This window comes from Nocardiopsis sp. NPDC058631 (assembly GCF_042716955.1).
In the GTDB taxonomy this organism is placed as follows: Bacteria; Actinomycetota; Actinomycetes; order Streptosporangiales; family Streptosporangiaceae; genus Nocardiopsis.
In genome coordinates this window covers 114,189-134,298 of record NZ_JBHXQY010000005.1, presented here as the reverse complement: position 1 = coordinate 134,298, position 20,110 = coordinate 114,189, and the positions used below count along the sequence as shown (strand labels likewise).

Here is a 20,110-nt window from a genome sequence, read left to right as displayed (position 1 = left end):
ACCGTGCCCAGCCACCAGATCATCAGCCAGATCTTCGCCAGCATGGACAGCATCATCCAACGCATCCAGATCGGACGCGGCACCCGCCACCACCAAGACAAGAAACTCACCCAGGGCTCCCACACCGGAGCGGCCGCCGAGGGCCTGCTCTCCGCCCTCTTCTCCGCCGGCATGGACGGCCTCTTCAGCAAACACCTCACCGACCTGCTCAACAAGGGCCTCAAAGACCTCAACGACCTGCCCGACCCCCCACCCCTGACCCGCACCGGCCCCGACGGCGCAGGACCCCCCGCCGGACCCCCCACCGGGCCCCCGCTTCGTGAGAGCCCCGACACACCCCCACCACCCGGAGGACCCGACGGACCCCCCGCAGGACCACCCGCAGGACCCGTCAAAGACGACCCACCCACCAACAACCCCGACCGCGGGCCCAACACACCACCCCCCGGCGGACCCGACGGACCCCCCGCAGGACCCGTCAAGGACGACCCGCCCACAACCAACCCCAACCCCGACCGGGGCCCGGACTCCCCCGCACCCAAGGACACCCCGCTCCCGGCCCCCTCCCTCAACAAGGACCTGGCCACCGTCTTCGGACGCCACAACGACGAATTCCTCACCCCCTACAACCCCGCCAGCCCCACCGGCGCGGGCGCCTTCGACAACGCCGCCAAAGCCGCCGCAGCACGCAACGACTTCGCCGACCTGTTCGCCCGCAACTTCGGCGACCACCTCGGCGAGAGCGCCGCACGCGACCTGGGACGCGACTACGCCACCACCCTGGCCCGCCACTGGAACAACCCCGACCTGGGCCAACACCTACGCGAGACCATCGGCGACCGGTTGCCCCCCCACATGCGCGACCACCTCGCCGACGTCCCCGTCAACCTGCGCAACCCCCTCAACGACTACTTCTCCACCACCAGCGCCTACGCCCAACAAACCGGCGCCAACATCGGCACCGGAGCCGCCGAGGGCTACCTCGGCGAAGGACTCGGAAGCGTCGCCGACGGACGCGGCTGGGAAGCCTCCGTCTTCTCCGCCACCGCAGGCGCCTCCCAAGCAGGCATCCAACAAGGCGCCACCGACGGCGCCCTACACGGCCTCGACCTGTTCAACAACAAAGACACACCCAACATCACCCCACTGCCCCAAACCGAAAGCAACGGCACCGAAAGCAACAGCACCGACAACCGGACCAACGGCCCCGTCGGCGACGACGGCGGGTGGGGACGGGGCAACGACAACCCCCGCCAGGGCGGCGACCCAACCCCCGAGCGCGGCGGCAACGGATCCCAGCGAGAAAACGACCGCGACGACGATCCCACCCCGTCCCGTCAGGACGACCAGTCACCCCTGCACGACCGCGACGGCGGCCCCACCGTCGACTTCTTCAACGCTCTCGCCCCCGACAACCCAACAGCGGACGTGCCTCCCAGCACGGAACAGACCACACCGAACACCGGCCACAACGACGATGCGAACCCAGCCGACCGCTCCGTTCCCGAACCGGAGCAGCGGCACACCCCCTCGCCCGTCGCTGTGGCGCCCCCGGTCGGCCAGGCCGCTCCGCCACCCGCGCCCGCGCCCGCCAGCGGGCAGGGCAACCCCTCCCCCCAGGCCGCGTCGGACAAGATCACCACCGCCATCCGGCTCGGGGAGCTGGCCTCGGCCAGCCTCAAGGACGCGATCAGCGGCTACCAGCGCGCCCAGGACCTGGTCAACCAGACCAGGGAGGCCGAGAGCCGGGGCCGCCCCGACGCCCAGGATCTGCGCGCCCAGGCCTACGAGGCGCAGCGCGAGGCCAACGAGGCCTACAGGAACTACGACCACATCGCCCAGACGCAGGCCGACCTGCTGCGCCCCGACGGCCCGACCACCGTCATGACCGTCCTGGAGACCACGGGCGGGACCAGCCGCGACCCCGGCCCCGTCCCCCTCGGCGGAACCAGCAGGGACATCCCCCTCGGACCCCTCAACACCGACTCCCCCGTCACGCGCGACGGTGGTCCGGCCGAGAGCGGGTCCCGTGCCCTCGACCGCGACGTCCACGACCCGGCCGCGCCGCCCCCGCCCGGCTCCGAGGTGCGCCCGCCCCCGCCCCCGCGGTTCGACTACGACGGCAGCGTCACCCCGGACAGGGGTGCGGGGGAGAGCCACGACCTGGGCTACCTCACCACCTCCACCCTCCTGGGCCAGCACATGCTCCTCACCGAGCCCGTGCCCGACTTCGTCCGCGACGTCCTGGACTCCACGCCCGGCATGCCGGAGCAGGTGCGCCGGGAGATCGGCGACCGCGCGCTCGACGTCCTCACCCGCGAGGGCCCGCGAAGCTTCTTCCAAGGCGGGGGGCACACTTTCAGTGCGACGGACGCCGGCGGAACCTGGGAGGCCACCTTCCGGTTGCGTCCAGGCGAGGACGGTTTCTTCCACGTCGACACCCCGGCGTCGACCGGCGGCGGGGACCCCCGCTCCATCTGGCTGCACGACCTGGGCCCGGGGGTCAACTCCACGGAGGGCGGCTCCTCCGGTCCGGGCCGGACCGTCGGCGCGAAACTGACCGTGAACCCGTTCTACGTGGGGGACGTCGGCGGCAACAGCGCCGGGCCCACCTTCTCGGCGGGCGGGCGCTTCGGCACCGACGTGCGGAGCACGGGCTTCAGCGCGGCGAGCAAGGCCACCTCCGACAGCGGCCTCGAGATGATCGGCAAGCCGACCGTCTACGTCGCCGACCTGCACCTGGCGGCGTCCGTCACCGGTCCCGGACTCGCTGCGCCCCACACACCGACCGGTACCGGGTACAACGGCCTGGCGATCAACCTCCCGGGCGGGGCCGTCTCCAACAAGGACGCGCCCGAGCACATCGTCCTCACGGACGCGCCGGTCGGCGCCGACGGGCACCGGGGCGCGGTGAACCGCCCCTCGGCCGGCACCAGCCACCCGATCGAGGTCTTCGCCATCACACCGGTCACCGGGACCACCGGCGGCACGGGAACGGATGGCGGCACCACAGCCGCCTCCGGGAGCGGTGTCCCCGGGCCGGGCGGCGGGCGCCGCACCCCAGGCCTCGGCACCTGGCTCGCGGACCACCTCCTCGGGAGGGGCCCGGACGAGCCCCGCCCGCCCGGCCACAAAGCCACCAGGGCCGAGCGCGCGGCGGCGGACTTCCGCGGCCGGATCGAGCGCGCCTTCGCCGACGACCAGGTGCAGCAGTACCTCCCGCAGATGACGAACAGCCCGGCACACCTGCGGATCCAGACCCCGGACGGCCGCAGCACCATCATGCGGATGTGGTCGGTGCCGACCGAGTACCACCGCAAGGACTTCGCCCCCGGCCTGACGGACTTCCTGCACCGCAACATCTCGCAGAGGGACAACTCCTCCACTGTCACCGGCTCGACCGTGGTGACGGGGACGGCGAGCCTCGGGTTCGGCATCTGGCTGGAGCTGCCCGGCGGCAGGAGCGTCAGGCTCGACGCCCCCACCGTCGAGTACGCCGCCACCCACGAGTCCGACAGCGGTGTGACCCGCGACCAGTCCGGCCTGACCAACCACGCGGTCAACAACCCGGCAGGACACGCCGCCTACGACGTCAAGCGCGACTACTACGTCCACCTGCAGGGGGAACCGAACCCTCACCGCTTCGAGGGGAGCTCCGTCGAGCTGCTCACGATCGAGGACGCCCGCCAGCTCAACGGCGAACCGCCCAAGGCCCCGGCCCCGGAGGAGTCCGCCGACGGCACGGGCGCCGCGGCCTCCACCAGCGAACCGCCCCCTCCTCCCCGGCCCCCGTTCCCCAACCTCGCGGTGGACCACCCCACGGACCTGAGCGGCGCCACCCTGCGCGGCTTCGGGCACGCACCACCCGCCACCGGTACCACGGGGAACAACGGCACCGACGGCGGCAACCGGGCGGCCCCCGGCCCGCAGCGCACCTTCTACGACGAGCTGGCGCACAGAATCCTCACCGCCATCGCCGAGAAGCGTCCCGGGCTGGTCATCCCCGACATCACACGCACCCGTGCGGACTACGCCACCAGGCCGAGCCACACGGGGGACGACGCGCACCGCGGCCCCCGCGAGCGGTACCTCCTGCGCCGCAACCACGAGATCGCGCAGGAGAACACACTCAAGATCCTGAACGCGCTCGGCGAGTCCAACCTCAAGAGTGCGGGGCACGACCTGCCGGGCGGCGGCATCCCGATCCGCCTCACCGAGCCCGCCGTGATCGACCCGGCGATGCTCGCCCTGGACAAGGGGCTGCGCCCCGACCACGTGACCGTGCGGGTCACCGCCGGATTCGGACGCCTGGGGCACACCTTCGACACGTCCGCCGGCGGCGGCGCCCGCTCCACGGGCTCGGCCGGCATCACCACCACGAAGGGATCGAACTTCACCCACTCCGTCACGGGGACCGTGGGCGGGATCATCCGGGACGAGTCCTCCCCGGACGCACGCGGGGTCCCCCGGGTCACGGGCGCCCCCTCCGTCTCGCTGGTCAAGACCTGGGGCCGTGGGCACAGCGAGGCCAGGTCCGTCACCCGCAGCGCGGAGGACACCGTCTACTTCATCGGGGACTCCGACCAGTGGACCTCCCGTGTGCGCTTCGACGCGCGGCTGTTCGAGCACGACGACATCGGACTCGCCCGCGACGACCGCCGCCCGATGGAGCGGGGCATCCCCCTCCTGGGGGAGGGCATGGACGGGGAGGCCTTCCTGCTCACCCCGAAGCTCCCCCCTGCCACCAGCTCCTCCGACACCCCCACCCGGCCCGCCACGGACGCGGACACCCGGAGCGGCATCCGGGACACCCTGCGGGGAGCTCGGCCCGACGAGATCACCCCCGCGGCTCCGCACGGGCAGGACGGCGCGACGAACCCGCCCGGGACGGATCACACCACGACCCTGGCGAGCCCGGAGGACGTACCCCGGGCCACGGCCACCGTCGTCGGCGACCCGACGCCGCTCACACCGCAGCAGGCCAGGGAGATCATCAGGGGCAGCTTCGTGCCGACCCCCCGCACACCTCCGGTTCCCGCGACCACCGGCGACGGCGTCCGCGCCCCGGGCGGCAACGGCCCGAGCACGACCGGCGGGGGGACCGGGCCGGAGGAGCGCACCCGGGACGCACCGTCGCTGAACGAGCGGCGTGCCCGCGAGATCATCGGCCGCGGCGGCACCGTCGAGCGCGTGAACACCGACTTCGACACCCGGACGCGGGGGCGGCGCGGGCTGCTGGAGGAGACCTACCGCACCTTCTCCCGGCCCCGCCAGGGGCTCTTCGACGGCTACCGCCTCAAACTCGACCGGTTCCTCACCCACTCCTCCGGCGGCGGAAGGCTGTTCGAGAACGTCCTGTCCTCGGAGAACCTGGCCACCAACAAGGGGGCGACCGGGCCCGGGGGCGCGCGCACGCGACAGGACATGGGGGGCGGGTTCAGGTCCCCGCACGAGGTCCGTACGACCGTCGCCACCAAGGTCGACGTCGACTCCGTCACCGACTTCCGCGCGGTCGACGCCCAGATCCAGTGGAACGGCGTCCAGGAGATCAAGCTGTCCACCTCCTCCACGAAGACGAACAGCCTCACCCTCAGGGGCGGCGCGGTCTCCGGCAGGAACCCCAACCCCGACCCCGGGGAGGGCTCCCTGCCCTCCGAGGCGATCCGGCCGACCCCGGCCGCCGGCCCCTCCGCGAGCCGCACCCTCAGCTCCACCAACACGGCGTCGACGCACTCGGACACGTTCTCCTCGGCGGTGCTCTTCGTCCCCAACATGGAGAAGGTGTACGCGTTCCGGGGTTCGGGGAACCTTGTCCAGGCCGTCGAGTTCATGAAGAACTGGAGCATCGGCCCGCCCCTGAACTGGAACACCCGGTTCCGCGGCTGGACCGTCCCGGTCAAGGACCTGGTCTCGGGCTACCTCCACGCCCGCGACGCGCACGAGGCCGGCCTGGTCCTGGACCGCGTGCGGCGGACCGGTACCGGCCTGGAGCTGGTTCCCCAGCCCAACCCGAAGAGCCCCGGGACCGCCCGGGTGCGCCCCGGGTTCGAGCACAGCGGCAGGCAGATGCGCCCGGCCGACCCGGGTGCCGCCCTCCAGTCGCTCGTGGACGACCTCGCCGCGAACGACCTGGAACTGACCGGTGACAGCCGCGAGACGCTGCTCCACGCGCTGACCACGAACCTGGGCAACAACCCGAGCCCCACGGTGCCGGTCCCCGTCAAGGTCCGCAGCACGGGTGCCCGCACCGAGGAGGACTCGGCGCCGCACCGCATGAGGGCGGCGGACGGTGCCAAGGTCTACGTCCACCTGGACAAGCGCACCGGCCCGGGTGACGCGCGTTACGTGGGCGGATCCGTCTCCTACTCCGAGACCCACACCTGGAAGGCGTCGGACGCCTTCAACGCGAGCAGGAACACGACCACGACCGCGTCGCTCAACGGCGTCCTGAGGCAGCCCCTGCCCTACACGGGCGACGGGAGCGGCCCCGAGGCGCAGCCGGAGCACCGGCCCCAGGCCCTCAGCCCCGCGGGCGGGGTCTCCGCCTCCGCGAAGGACACCCGTTCCAGCGGCGCCACCGGGGACGACAGCAGGATCGTCAAGCTGCGTATGAAAACCCCCTACGTCAAGGTCACCGCGCAGACCACGCTCACGCTCACGCTCGAACTCGACAAGCCGAGGAGTTTCGTGCACGGCGGCGGTTCCCGGACCGCTTACCGGGGTTCGGGGGACGGCGGCCGCGTCGACACCGTGTACCCGTCCCCCTACGTCGTCTTCACCCCGCAGGAGGCCCCGGCGGTCGTCACCACCGGCACCACCGGCGAAGAGGGCGCACCACCGGCCCCCGACACCGCGGACACGTCCTCCACCGCGGGGACCGACGCACCCCGGCCCGCCCTCCACTACGCCTCCGTGCCCGACATGATGCGCGACCAGAGCGCGGACGGCGGGCGCAGGGCGGGGGACGACAGTGCCCCCGTCCTGCCGACCACCGTGGAGGACGACGCCCGCCCCCTGCGCGACACGGCCGCCGTCGTCGTGGCCAGGACCCTCGGCTGGACGCCCCCGGCCGACGCGTCCCACAACGGCCGCTACACGCAGGCCGCCGCCGACGCGGCGCGCGCGCACGTGGCCCGCGAACTCGGCCTCGACCCGAAGTACAACGCCATCGACCACCACATCAACACCCTGGCGCTCAAGGCGGTCTACCCGTCGGCCGCCACGAACGACGACGGTGTGGGACTGACCTCGATGGGCCGGACCGAATGGGCCCTCAAGGTCCTGTCCGACACCGCGAACGCCCGCGTCCTGGACGTGGTCCCGGGCAGCCAGCTCAGTGTCTCGCGCACGCTTGCGGGCACCACCACGTTCGGGAGCGGCCGCACGGTCGGAAGCGGGATGGGCGGGGAGCTGCGCCCCACCGGCACGACCAGCGGCGGCCTGCCCTACGACGACCACCGGGGCGTCCAGACGGGCGACGCCTCGGTCGACACCCACACCGCTCAGGGGTCCTCGTCCAGCGGAAGCCAGGCCCTCAAGGGCTACCCCGAGTCCACGGTGCTCCGCCAGGGGCCCGCCTACCTCATCGAGTACGATGCCACCTGGGCGATCGGCGCCGCGACCAGGCTGAAGGCCCCCGGGCTGCTGCACCAAGGCGACCCGGACCTGCCCGAGACGCCCTTCCACTCCAGGCCCACGCGGTGGGGAGTCGAGCACACGACGGTCAGGATGACCGGATGGATCTCGGAGTCCGACGCCGTGGCGCGGGGCATCCTCACCCCCGAGCAGGCCGAGGCCATGACCGGGGCCCTGGACAAGCTCGACACCACGCGCACCTCGTTCACGGACTCCGAGAAGAAGTACGCCGGGGCCCGGACCCCCTTGGAGGGTCTGGCCGAGAGGTACGCCGAGGCACCCGAGGACGCCGGGCGGGCGAAGGCCTACGACGACGGGGCGGCGGAGTACGAGCAGGCGCTGACGGAGTTCGACACGGCGCTCGGCTCCTGGGTCGGCGCCGTGAACGACGCGCGCGTCGCGCTGGCGACACCGACGCCGCAGCCGGGCACCACCCCGCTGCCCACGGGGACGGATAGCCCGGCGCCGACCCAGCGCCCGGCGGGGGAGGACCGGAGCGCGCCGACGACCACGGTCACCGCCCCCGCCTCCGAACCCGTCCCCCAGGGCCCCCGGCAGTCCCTGGTCGACCGCTTCCGCTCGGAACTGAACCTGACCCCGCCGAGCCCCGAAGCCCCCGCGCCTTCGGCCGCCGGGGACGGCACGAACCGGGATGCCGTCCCTGCGGACACCGCCCGGCAGCACGCCCGGGACGCGGACACCGACGCCGCCGAGGTGACCGGTGGCCTGCGCGGCACCCGGGACGCCATCGGCGACGCGGAACGGGCACTCACCGGAGAGCGACCGCTGGGTGAGGCGACGCCGAACGCCCGGGACGCCGCCACGGCAGCGCGGGCGGCGGCCGACACCGCACACGCGGCCGCAGCCCGCGCCGGTGGGCAGGCAGCCGAGGGGGCGCGTTCGGGGCCGCCCGACACCGACACGGTCACCGACAGGGTCCGGCTGGTCGTCCGGGCCGGTGAACAGGCGCAGGACTCCGCCGACAGCGCGCGCGGCGCGGCGGACCGGCGCACGGCGGAGGTCTTCGCCCTCGAAGGCGACCTCGCGCTGCTGGGCGCGGACAGGGGCCCGGCCGCCGCGGACCCGGGCACCCCGCCGGGATCCGCGGGTGGCCGGGACGGCCGCGGCGAGGACCCGGGCACCCGGGAGGCGCGGCTCCGGGACCGGCGGTCGGGCGCCGAGAGTGCGGCCTCGGACCTGGACGGCCTCGCCGCATCCGCCGACACCGCCCGGACCAACGCCGAGAACACGCGGGACGCGGCCGCTCGGGCCGAGGCGGACGCGAGGAACACCGCACGCGACGCCGAGGCGCTGCGCACGGACGCCGAGGCCCTGCGCGACCGGGCCCAGCGGGCCTCCGACGACGCGGCCCGGCACCGCGGGGCCGCCGAACAGGCAGCGGGGGACGCGCGGTCCGCCGCCGCCCGAGCCGAGTCGGCGGCGGCCGACGCCCGTGACGTGGCCCGGCGGGCGCGCGACGCCGCCGCCGGTGCCCGGGACGCCACCGACCGCGCCGACCGGATCACCCGGGCCGCGGAGCGGGCCGGGGTCGAGGCCCGCTCAGCCCGCACCGAGGCAGACCGCGCCATCCGGCGGGCTCCGGCCGAGGAACACGGCACCTCCACCCGCCCCGGGACCGGCCCCGGGGCCCAGCCGGGGGCCGACGCCGGTCCCGCTGCCGCGAGAGCCGCGCGCGGGACGGCGGCGCAGGCCCGCCGCGAGGCCACCGCCGCGGCGGAGCGCGCGACAGCGGCGGCCACCGAGGCACGCAGGCTCTCGGCCCTGGCCGAGGACCTGCGGACCCGGGCCGACACGGTGGCCGCGCAGGCCGGCGCCGCCGCCTCGCGCGCCGCCGACGCCCTCCGAGCCGCAGGGACGGCCGGGGCCACCGCCCGCGCCACCGGCGACGCCGCCGACGCGGCGGCCCGCAGGGCTCTGAGCGCACGCGACGCCGCGGACCGCGCCCGGGCCAGGGCCGGGACCGCCGCCGAGATCGCGGCCGGGGCCTTCGCCGACGCGGACAGGGCCCGCGCCGCCGCGGCGAACCTGGCCGCGGAGGCCAGGACCGGGGCCGAGGCCGCACGCGCTCTGGTCCGGGCCCTCGGGGAGGCCCTCCGTGACCTGCGGGAAGGGTCCGGGAACGGGTCCCCGCCGGCGGCGGGGACCGCTCCGCTCCCGTCGGACGGGGGCGAGGCGGAGCCCTCCGCGGCCCCCGTCCCCTCCGGCCGGAGCTGACGCGGAAAGGCCGCGCTCGCGTCCTCCCCTCCTGAATCGTCGGAGCCCTCGACCTCCTCCTCGTCGCGGCGATCCCCTCCCCCGCTCCGCTCTCCGTCCAGAGCATGGCCCCCAGGGTGACCCACGTCACATACGGCGCGAAGTCATCGTACCAATCCGACTAGTCAATCTCCGCCTCCTGCCAAGAAGCCTCTACTTCTTGTCCCGTGCTTCCCACTGTGCAAAAGTGGTCATACCACTAACATGCTCGTGGCGAGCGGGACGCCGACCCAGGGGGACGGCACGAGGGAGGCCCATGCGGATCGCGCTGTTCATCACCTGTGTCAACGACACACTCTTCCCCGACACCGGGCGGGCGGTGGTACGGCTCCTGGAGCGGCTGGGCCACGAGGTCGTCTTCCCCGAGAACCAGACCTGCTGCGGGCAGATGCACTACAACACCGGGTACCGCCGGCCGGCGACCCGGCTGGCCGTGCGCTTCGTCAAGACCTTCGAGGACGCCGACGCCGTCGTCGTCCCCTCGGGCTCCTGCGCGGCGATGATCCGCGACAACTACCCCCGCCTGGGCGCCGGCGGCAGCCGGCTCTCACGCAAGGTGGCCGCCCTCTCCCCGCGCGTCTACGACCTCACCGAGTTCCTGGTGGACGTGCTCGGGGTGACCGACGTGGGCGCCTACTACCCGCACAAGGTCGCCTACCACCCGACCTGCCACGGGCTGCGCATGCTCGGCCTGGGCGACCGCCCCTACCAGCTCCTGCGCGCCGTACGCGGCCTGGAGCTGGTGGAACTGGAGGGGGCCACCGAGTGCTGCGGGTTCGGGGGGACCTTCGCGGTCAAGAACGGCGACGTGTCCTCCGCCATGGGCGCTGACAAGGCCCGCCACGCCGTCGAGACCGGGGCCGAGGTGCTGTGCGCGGTGGACAACTCCTGCCTGATGCACATCGGCGGCGTCCTGTCCCGGCAGCGGGCGGGCATGCGGGTGGCGCACATCGCCGAGATCCTGGCCAGTACCGAGAAGGGCGGTTCGGCGGACCCCCGCCCCGACGACGTCCGCACCGCGAAGGAGGCCTCCACCCGATGAGCGCCACGTTCCTGGGCATCCCGCCCTTCCCCGAGGCCGCCAGAGCGGCCGTCAACGACGCCCAGACCCGCCACAACCTGCGCAAGGCCACGCACACGATCCGCGACAAGCGGGCGGCGGTGGTCGACGAGCTCCACGACGACTGGCAGCGGCTCCGGGCGGAGGGCGCCGCGGTCAAGGAGCACACCCTGCGCCACCTGGACCACTACCTGGAGCAGCTGGAGGAGTCGGTCACGCGCGCGGGCGGCCACGTGCACTGGGCCGCCGACGCCGAGGAGGCCAACGCGATCGTCACGCGGCTGGTGAAGGCCACCGGCGAGACCGACGTGGTCAAGGTCAAGTCGATGGCCACCCAGGAGATCGAGCTCAACAACGCGCTGGCCGAGGCGGGGATCACCGCCTACGAGACGGACCTGGCGGAGCTGATCGTGCAGTTGGGTGACGACCTGCCGTCGCACATCCTGGTGCCCGCCATCCACCTGGGGCGCTCCCAGATCCGGGAGATCTTCCTGGACCAGATGTCGGAGTGGGGCACGCCCGCGCCCGAGGGGCTGACCGACGACCCCCGGGCCCTGGCTGAGGCGGCCCGGGTGCACCTGCGCGAGCGCTTCCTGCGGACCCGGACGGCGATCTCTGGCGCCAACTTCGCGGTGGCCGACTCGGGAACGATGGTGGTGCTGGAGTCGGAGGGCAACGGGCGCATGTGCCTGACCCTCCCCCAGACCCTCATCTCCGTGGTGGGCATCGAGAAGATCGTGCCGACCTGGTCGGACCTGGAGGTGTTCATGCAGCTCCTGCCGCGTTCGTCCACCGGCGAGCGGATGAACCCCTACACCTCGACCTGGACCGGGGTGACCCCGGGCGACGGCCCCCAGGAGTTCCACCTGGTGCTGTTGGACAACGGCCGCACGGACGTGCTGGCCGACACGGTGGGCCGCCAGGCCCTGCGCTGCATCCGCTGCTCCGCCTGCCTGAACACCTGCCCGGTGTACGAGCGCACGGGTGGCCACGCCTACGGGTCGGTGTACCCGGGGCCGATCGGCGCGATCCTCACACCACAGCTGCGCGGGATGTCCTCGGCGGTGGACGAGGCGCTGCCGTACGCGTCCTCGCTGTGCGGCGCCTGCTACGAGGTGTGCCCGGTGGCGATCGACATCCCGGAGGTGCTGGTGCACCTGCGCGAGGAGGTCGCCGCCACCCCGGGCCACCTGGGCGAGAAGGCGATGATGGCGGGCGCCGAGGCGGTCTTCTCCTCCTCGCGCGCCCTGGGCGCGGCCCAGCGCGCGGCGGGGCTGGGACGCGCCCTGGTGCCGGACCACCTGCCGGGCCTGGCCGGGGAGTGGACGCACACCCGGGACGTACCGGACGTCCCCGCGGAGTCCTTCCGCGCGTGGTGGAACAAGCGTGGGAAGGGGCAGCGGTGAGCGGGACGGGGAAAAACGGGTCGCGGGGTCGCGGATCCGAGCGGGCCGGAACCGGCGGGGGCGGGCCGCGGGGCTCCGTGCCGAGCAGCAGGGAACGTGTCCTGGGCCGGGTCAGGGCGGCGCTCGCCGACGTGCCCTCCGAGGAGTCACCGGTGCGCGCACCGGGGGGCGGCTTCGCGGACAGCCACGGTGTGGGGCCGGCCCTGGACGTGTTGGAGGACCGCCTGCGCGACTACAAGGCCCAGGTGCGCCGGGTCCCCGCCGACCGGGTGGCTGCCGAGGTGGCCGCGGCCCTGGAACGGCGCGGCGCGCGACGGGTGGTGGTCCCGCCGGGCGTGCCCGGCGCCTGGTTCGCGGGCACCTCCGCCGACCGGCTGCGCGACTCCCGGGAGGAGCCCCTGTCCGTCGGGGACCTGAACGGGGCGGACGGCGTGGTCACGGGGTGCTCCGTGGCGATCGCCGAGACGGGCACCATCGTCCTGGACGGCGGACCCGACCAGGGGCGCCGCGCGATCACCCTGGTGCCCGACTACCACCTGTGCGTGGTGCGCGCGGAGCAGGTGGTGGACGGGGTCCCGCAGGCCGTGCGCCTGCTGGACCCGGTCCGGCCGCTCACGTGGATCAGCGGCCCGTCGGCCACCAGCGACATCGAGCTCAACCGGGTGGAGGGGGTGCACGGACCGCGCACCCTGGAGGTGCTGCTGGTCGAGTCCACCTCCTGAACGCGGCCGGAGGGGTGGGGCAGGCCCCACCCCCTGAAGTCGTGCGCGCCCCCGGAAGAGGGGAGGGGCCGCCGGATGGTCCGGCGGGACCGGGCTTCCTAGGGTCGGAGGTGACACGACCGCACCGAGCGACGGGACCCCTATGCCCCACCCACGGCGCAACGACCGCCCCTCCCCTCCGGCCCCGGGCACGCCGCGCGCAGCCGCCGGTTCCCGTCTCACCCCCCGTTTCGGTACCGCGCTGGCGCTGACCACCGCCCTGGTCCTGTCCTGGTCCCCGGGCGTCCTGGCCGGCCCGGCGCCGTCCCCCGCGGCCACGCCGCAGACCGCGCGGGCCTCCCTTCCCGCTCCCACCGGGGAGCGGCCCGTGGGCAGGACGACCCTCCACCTGGTGGACGGGGACCGCGAGGACGTGTGGGTCGGCGGTCCCCGCGAACTGATGGTGACCCTGTGGTACCCGGCCCGCTCGGACGCCGGGCGGCGCGCACCGTACATGACCAGGGCCGAGTCGGCGGCGGTGCTCGAAGCCAACGGGGTGACCGACCTGCCCCCGGACGCCCTGCACCGGGTACGCACCCACTCCCGCGCGGACGTCGCCCCCGCCCGTGCCGAGGGCGGCCTGCCGCTGGTCGTCCTGTCCCCCGGCGCGGGGCACAACCGGATCTGGTTCTCCTCCCTCGCCGAAGAGCTGGCGAGCCACGGCTTCGTCGTGGCCGCGGTCGACCACGCCCACGAGTCCGCTCCCGTCGAGTTCCCGGACGGCCTGGTGACGGGGTGCGCCGGGTGCGACAACGGGGACTGGCCCCTGGGCGCGGCCAACCGCGCCGAGGACGTCTCCTTCCTCCTGGACCGGCTCACCGGCCCCGACCCGGCCTGGAGGTGGTCGCACGTGATCGACGCCTCCCGGGTCGGGATGGCCGGGCACTCCTGGGGCGGCTCGGCCACCGCGCAGACCCTGCGCACGGAGGAGAGGGTGGACGCCGGGATCAACCTGGACGGCCCGTACTACGCCTCGGCGCTGGAGGGGGACCTGGACAAGCCGCTGGCCCTGATCGAGAACGACCAGGGGCACAGCTGGGAGGGCGTCGCCCGGATGTGGCCGCGCCTGACCGGGTGGCGGCAGTGGATCAGGCTCGCCGGCTCCGGGCACTCCAACGGCATCGACCAGGGCCTGGTGACCGAGCAGCTGGGGTTGCGGGACCTGTACACGCCCCAGGCCTGGCGCAACCTGTACGGCGACATCCCGGCCGAACGGGGCCTGGGGCTCGTACGCGCCTACGGTGTCGCGTTCTTCGACCACCACCTGCGCGGCGGCGGCCAGCCCCTCCTCGACGACCCGCAGGGCGTCCACCCGGAGCTGGTAGTGGTGGATCCCGGGTAGGCGGGCGATCCCGCTCAGCCCCCGGGCCGCCAAGTGGCCAGCAGCCTCTCCAGGGGGTCGGGCAGGATCTCCTCCTCGGCGAAGGGGGCCTGGTACCGGGCCCCGGCGCCCTGGGGCGGGCGGCGCGGCCGGGACCTGGCACCGGTCGCGGGGGCCCGCACGACCCGCTCCTCCGCCGTGTCCTCCCTGGCCAGCGGCGCCTGGTAGCGGGCGCCCTGCGACGGGGTGCTGCGCCTCTTGCGGATCCACCGGCGGACGGGCGCCGCGGTCGGTTCCTCCTGCGCCGCGGCGGGTTCGGCGCGTTCACCGGTGGGCGTGAACCACACCGGGAGCCCGGCCAGGCCGTGGACGGCCGGTGACCCGCGGCGGCGCAGCTCGTGGGGCTCGACCGCCAAGGCCATGCCGCGCATCCGGTCCACGGCGATGTCCAGGGCGGTGCGCACCAGCTCACGGGAGAACCCGGTGGCGGGGCAGCGGTGCGCCCCGGCTCCCCACAGGAGGTGGGAACGGTTGCCGGCCATCGCCATCGCCTCGTCCCCGCCCTGGAACACGGACGGGTCCGTGTGGGCGGAGGCGAACCCGAACAGCAACGGCTCGCCCTGCCGGATACTGGCCCCCGCGAAGCGGATGTCCGCCGTGGAGTAGCGTCCGGCGAGCATCCGGATCGGCGGGTCGGTCCACATGACGTAGTCGACGAAGTCCTCCGGGGTGAGGGTGCCGCCCAGGTAGGCGGTCCACACGCGCGGGTCCTCCAGCAGTGTGAGCAGCGCGTTGCCGATGAGGTGGGTGGTCGGCTCGTGCCCGGTCTCCCAGAGCAGGGACAGGGAGGCGACGGCCTCCTCGTCGGTGAGCCCGTGGGGGTGCGCCAGCAGCCAGCTGGTGACGTCCTCCCCGGGTTCGGCGCGTTTGCGGGCGACCAGGCCCGTGAAGTAGGCGCGGATGGCCAGGGCCGCGGGTTCGGCGCGGTCCGGGTCCGCGCTCCACAGCCGCAGGGTGAGGTCGGCCAGCAGGCGGCCGTAGACGTCCGGCAGGCCGAAGAGCTCGTTGAGCACGAGCGCGGGCAGCGGGGCGGCGTACTGGTCGATGAGGTCCGCGCTCCCGTCGGCGGCGACCCGGCCGATCAGGTGCACGGCCGCGCGTTCGACCACGGGCACCAGTTGGGGCGTGCCCACCCTGGCCAGGGCCTCCACGAGGGGGATCCGCAACCGCTGGTGCTCCTCGCCGTCGCGGGCGAGGGCCGCGCTGCGGACCGGGGCCGTGCCACGGGGGCTCCACGGGCGCGGGTCGGCGGAGAAGTGGTCCTGGTCGCGCAGGACCTGGAGGTTCTCCTTGTAGCCGAGCAGGAGCCAGCCGGGTACCCCCGGGCCGATCTCGACGGGGACCAGGCCGCCGTAGCGCCCGCGCAGCCGCTCCCAGGGCACGTCGTTCGCCGCGCTCCCGTGGAGCGGGAGCGCCGAACCCGACCCGAAGGGGCAGCGCTCCGCGCCCGCCGCACCGCCCTCCGGGGCGTCGTCCGGGCCGTCCGGGCCGGTTCCCTGGCGCATGGAGACTCCTCGGTGGATACGGATGGGAACAGACGGTATTCCTCCCGTGTTTCCGATGTGCTTCGGGGAGGAAAGCAGCACCTTTCCTGCCGGGGCACCGGGTTACACGACGGGACAAGGCGGGATTTCGCGGCACGGAGCCCAACAGGGGCGTTGTCGCCGTACGGGTGCCGTACCACCCACGGGTGGGGCGGTCAGCGGGGCGCGCACGGCCTGATCTGCTCCGACGCGGCCCGGAGGCCGCCCGCGGGCGGCCTCCGGGCTTGCCCGGCCGGGAAATGCGTGTTGTGGAACGCCCGGCCCCGTGAAGCGCCCCGCAGGCTCCTGACCGGTCTTTTTCGCGGAGATTTCCGTTGTCTCGCCGCGAATCCGCCTGGCGGGGATCGGTAGGATTGTCCGTTGGCTCCACCACCACTCGACGACACGACCGGGGAGAACCACCGTGGGCAAGAAGGGTCGCGGCCGACAGCGGCGCGCCGCCGGGGCACCGACGGAGGGCTGGGCCGGTCCGACGGCATCGGCCTCTCCCGGCGAGGTGGTGTCCGGGGCGGTGGACGCGCTCGTGTCCGGCCAGGAGGGAGGCGGTGTCGACCTCGCCGCGGCCCGGCTCGCGGACGCGGAGGACCGGGAGTGGGCGGACGCGGCAGGGCGCGCGCTCCTGGCCGCCCTCCTCAACGCGGTGGCCTCGGCATGGGCCCGCGGATGGCAGCCCGCCGAGACGGTCCGCCAGGTCGGCCGGGAGACAGGGCCGGTGGCCGCGTCGGTGTGCGCGGACGCGGTGACGGCCGACCTGGCCCGCCACTCCCCCGCCACGGTGGATCCGCGCTGGGCCGAGCAGGTGCGCGACCTCGGCGTGTCGGCGTCGTGGGGCCGCGGCGAGGGGTACCCGGCCCATGTCGGTTCCGGGCACGGGCTGCTGCGGTTCGAGGCCGTGGAGGTCGTGCTGCGGGTGCTCGCCGCCCTGCGGGTGCTGCCGCCGGTGCGGCGGCTGTGCAGCCTCCCCGGCGCGTTCCGGCCGGGGCGGCCCGGTGCGGCCCGGAGTCCGGAGCGGGTGGACGCGGGCAAGCTCGCCCGGGTGCGGGCGCTGCTGGCCAAGGCCGAGTCGACGGAGTTCCCCCAGGAGGCGGAGGCGCTGAGCGCCCGGGCACAGGAGATGATGGCCCGGCACAGTATCGACCGGGCGCTGCTGGCCGAGGAGCCCGGGGAGTCGGAGGCCGCCTTCGGGCGCCGCCTGCCGGTGGACGCGCCCTATGACGAGCACAAGGCGGTGCTGCTGCACGAGGTGGCCGAGGCCAACCACTGCCGCGCCGTGTGGCACCAGGAGCTGGGGTTGTGCACGGTGATGGGCTTTTCGGGGGACGTGGAGGCCGTGGACCTGATGTTCACCTCGCTGCTGGTGCAGGCCGAGACGGCGATGCGGGCCAGCGGCTCGGTGCGGGACCGGTCGGGGCGCGCGGCGGGCAAGGCGTTCCGCGCCTCGTTCATGTCGGCGTTCTCGGTGCGGGTGGGAGAGCGCCTGATCGAGACGGCGCGCGCCGCGGAGAGGGCCGCGCAGGCCGAGACCGGGACGGACCTGGTGCCGGTGTTCGCGGCGCGCGAGCGCGAGGTGGAGGCGGCCGTCGCGGAGGCGTTCGGGGAGCTGACCTACTCGCGGGTGCGGGGGCCCTACAGCGAGGACGGCTGGGTCGAGGGGCGAGCGGCGGCCGACGCCGCGTCCCTGGGTTCGCGTCGCCACCTGCCCTGAGCGAGGGCCCCGGGGCACGGCACGCCCCCCGAAGCGCCGGGGCCGCCGCCTGGCGGACGGCCCCCCCGCGAACGGCGTCGCGCCCCCTTCGAGGCGTGGGCTCCGGCCTGCGTCCCGTAGCCGTGCCCGCGGTCGGGCGGGCGGTACGCGCCCGACGGCGAACGGCTGCGTGCCAGGCACGCACCACACCCGGGGGTAGCCGGACCCGGCCCGTCGCGAACGCGGCTAGGATGTGGAAATGGTTTTCATTCTCGCTATTTCCCCGGAGGTGCGCGGTGACTGAGTACACCGACCCCTACGCCGTGTCGGGCGAGTTCCTCGACATCATGATCGCCGGTTGGTGGGAACACCACGGGCCGGCCGTCGCCGAGGCGGTGCGGGACCTGCCCGCCGACTCCGGCCCCGTGGTCGATGCCGGGGCGGGAGGGGGCTGGGGCGCCCGGCTCCTGGCCCGGACCCTGCCCGGCACCCGTGTCCTGGCGATCGAGCCCTCGCCCGTGCTGCGCGCCGTCCTGCTCTCCCGGATCGCGGCCTCCGCCGAACTCCGGGACAGGGTCACCGTGGACGGGGACGACCTTCTCTCCGCGCGCCTGCCCGTACGGGTGGGCGGGGTCCTGGCGGCCAACCTCATCGGCCATTTCAGCCCCCACGAGCGCGACGCCCTCTGGGGCGACCTGGCGAGCCGCCTGGCACCGAACGCGTTCATCCTGACCAACCTCCCCCACCCCGTGGCGCCCGAGCGGGTGGAGCGGACCCGGATGAGCGACATCCGGCTCGGGGAACGCACCTACAGCGGCTGGGCCCAGGCAGAACCCGACGGCCCCGAGCGCGTGACCTGGCAGATGGCCTACGAGGTCCGCGAGGGCGACCGGCTGGTCAGCAGGAGCGAGGTCCGCTATCCGTGGTGGACCGTCTCGGAGTCCTCCCTGCGCGCGGAGACCGAACCCCACGGACTCGGCGTGACGCCCCAGGGCCCCGAGGACGCCGGGCTGTACCGGATCGGGAGGGTGGGCAGGTGAACACCGCGGACAGGCTTCCCGTGACCGTCCTGTCGGGCTTCCTCGGTGCGGGCAAGACCACTCTGCTCAACCACATCCTCGCCAACATGGACGGGGTCCGCGTGGCGGTCATCGTCAACGACATGAGCGAGATCAACATCGACGCCGATCTGGTGCGCGGCGAGGGACACCTCGCACGCACCGAGGAACGCCTCGTCGAGATGACCAACGGCTGCATCTGCTGCACGCTCCGCGACGACCTGTTGGAGGAGGTCGCGGCGCTGGCCGCGCAGGGCCGGTTCGACTACCTGCTCATCGAGTCCAGCGGGATCTCCGAACCCATGCCCGTGGCCGCGACCTTCGCCGTTCCGGGCCCGGACGGGCGCACCCTGCTGGAGGGGGCGCGGCTGGACACGATGGTGTCGGTCGTGGACGCCGCAGGGTTCCTCACCGAACTCGGGGCCGGGGACGACCTGGTCGAGCGGGGCCTCGACGCCTACGAGGACGACGAGCGCACGGTCAGCGACCTCCTCATCGACCAGGTCGAGTTCGCCGACGTGCTCCTCGTGAACAAGACGGACCTGGTCACAGCGGAGGAGGCCGACCGGGTCGAGGCCGCCGTGCGCAGACTCAACCCCCTGGCGCGGGTGGCGCGGATCGAGCACGGGCGGATCGATCCGCGCGAGCTCGTGGGCACGGGCCTGTTCGACCTGGAGCGGGCCTCACGCGCCCCGGGATGGGTGGCCGAGCTCAACGGCGACCACGTTCCCGAGACCGAGGAGTACGGGATCTCCAGCCTGGTGTTCCGGGCCGACCGCCCGTTTCACCCCGCACGCCTGTGGCACCTGGTCTCGGAGAGGTTCGACCGGGGAGAGTTCGGGACGGTTCTCCGTTCCAAGGGGTTCTTCTGGCTGGCCACCCGCCCGGTGACGACCGGACTGTGGTCGCAGGCGGGCCCCGTAGCCCGCTTCGAGCCCTCAGGGGTGTGGGACCCGGCCGACGGCGCCGCCGTGGGCTACGCGCCCGAGGACCTGGCCGGCGCCGAACGGGTGGAGCCCGGCCAGGAACTGGTGTTCATCGGTACCGCCCTGGAGCGGGAGGCCCTGGACGAGGCGCTGTCCGCCTGTCTGCTGACCGACGCCGAGCACGCCGCGGACTGGTCCGCGCTCGCCGACCCCTTTCCCGAGTGGGATGTGCGCGGGCTCCACGACCACGCACACCCCCACTGAACCGCACCGGCGAACGCGGCACGGGGGCCGCCGTCACCGGCGCGGTCCGACCGGGTCAGGGGGCGCTGGGCAGGTGCTCGTCCCAGTGGTCTTCGTGCTCGCGGTGCAGGTGTCCGT

General features: G+C 74.1%; 9 protein-coding genes. 8 read left to right on the top strand and 1 reads right to left on the bottom strand.

Annotation, left to right across the window (positions count from 1 at the left end):
- The first annotated feature begins 42 nt into the window (after window positions 1-42).
- The 5 genes from ACFWTE_RS03865 to ACFWTE_RS03845 all read left to right on the top strand — a co-directional run bounded on the left by ACFWTE_RS03865 (window position 43) and on the right by ACFWTE_RS03845 (window position 14,478).
- The gene (locus ACFWTE_RS03865; protein ID WP_378777733.1) at window positions 43-9,870 is read left to right on the top strand and encodes a hypothetical protein; all 9,828 of its coding nucleotides are present in this window, start codon (window positions 43-45) and stop codon (window positions 9,868-9,870) included.
- A gap of 295 nt (window positions 9,871-10,165) precedes the next feature.
- Window positions 10,166-10,951 carry a (Fe-S)-binding protein gene (locus tag ACFWTE_RS03860; protein WP_378777731.1) on the top strand — a complete coding sequence of 262 codons (786 nt, stop codon included), beginning with the start codon at window positions 10,166-10,168 and terminating at the stop codon, window positions 10,949-10,951.
- Window positions 10,948-12,375 (top strand): lactate utilization protein B, encoded by a 1,428-nt coding sequence (locus tag ACFWTE_RS03855; protein WP_378777729.1) that lies wholly within the window; start codon window positions 10,948-10,950, stop codon window positions 12,373-12,375. Before ACFWTE_RS03860 ends, ACFWTE_RS03855 begins: the two co-directional genes overlap by 4 nt.
- Before the next feature lie 77 nt (window positions 12,376-12,452).
- Window positions 12,453-13,097 (top strand): lactate utilization protein C, encoded by a 645-nt coding sequence (locus tag ACFWTE_RS03850; protein WP_378777727.1) that lies wholly within the window; start codon window positions 12,453-12,455, stop codon window positions 13,095-13,097.
- Window positions 13,098-13,239: 142 nt separating this feature from the next.
- Window positions 13,240-14,478 carry an alpha/beta hydrolase family protein gene (locus ACFWTE_RS03845; RefSeq protein ID WP_378777725.1) on the top strand — a complete coding sequence of 413 codons (1,239 nt, stop codon included), beginning with the start codon at window positions 13,240-13,242 and terminating at the stop codon, window positions 14,476-14,478.
- A gap of 14 nt (window positions 14,479-14,492) precedes the next feature.
- Here ACFWTE_RS03845 and ACFWTE_RS03840 read toward each other — a convergent pair whose 3' ends face one another.
- Entirely contained in the window at window positions 14,493-16,022 is a 1,530-nt protein-coding gene (locus ACFWTE_RS03840) for a cytochrome P450 (protein ID WP_378777722.1), read from the bottom strand.
- A 442-nt stretch (window positions 16,023-16,464) separates the two neighbouring features.
- Between ACFWTE_RS03840 and ACFWTE_RS03835 the strand changes: the two genes are divergently transcribed.
- From ACFWTE_RS03835 to ACFWTE_RS03825, 3 genes are all read left to right on the top strand, one after another.
- Entirely contained in the window at window positions 16,465-17,766 is a 1,302-nt protein-coding gene (locus tag ACFWTE_RS03835; RefSeq protein ID WP_378777720.1) for a DUF2786 domain-containing protein, read from the top strand.
- 275 nt (window positions 17,767-18,041) lie between these two features.
- A complete protein-coding gene (locus ACFWTE_RS03830; RefSeq protein ID WP_378777718.1) occupies window positions 18,042-18,785 on the top strand; it encodes a class I SAM-dependent methyltransferase in 744 nt (247 codons plus the stop codon).
- Entirely contained in the window at window positions 18,782-19,993 is a 1,212-nt protein-coding gene (locus ACFWTE_RS03825; RefSeq protein ID WP_378777716.1) for a GTP-binding protein, read from the top strand. Before ACFWTE_RS03830 ends, ACFWTE_RS03825 begins: the two co-directional genes overlap by 4 nt.
- Window positions 19,994-20,110: the final 117 nt, after the last annotated feature.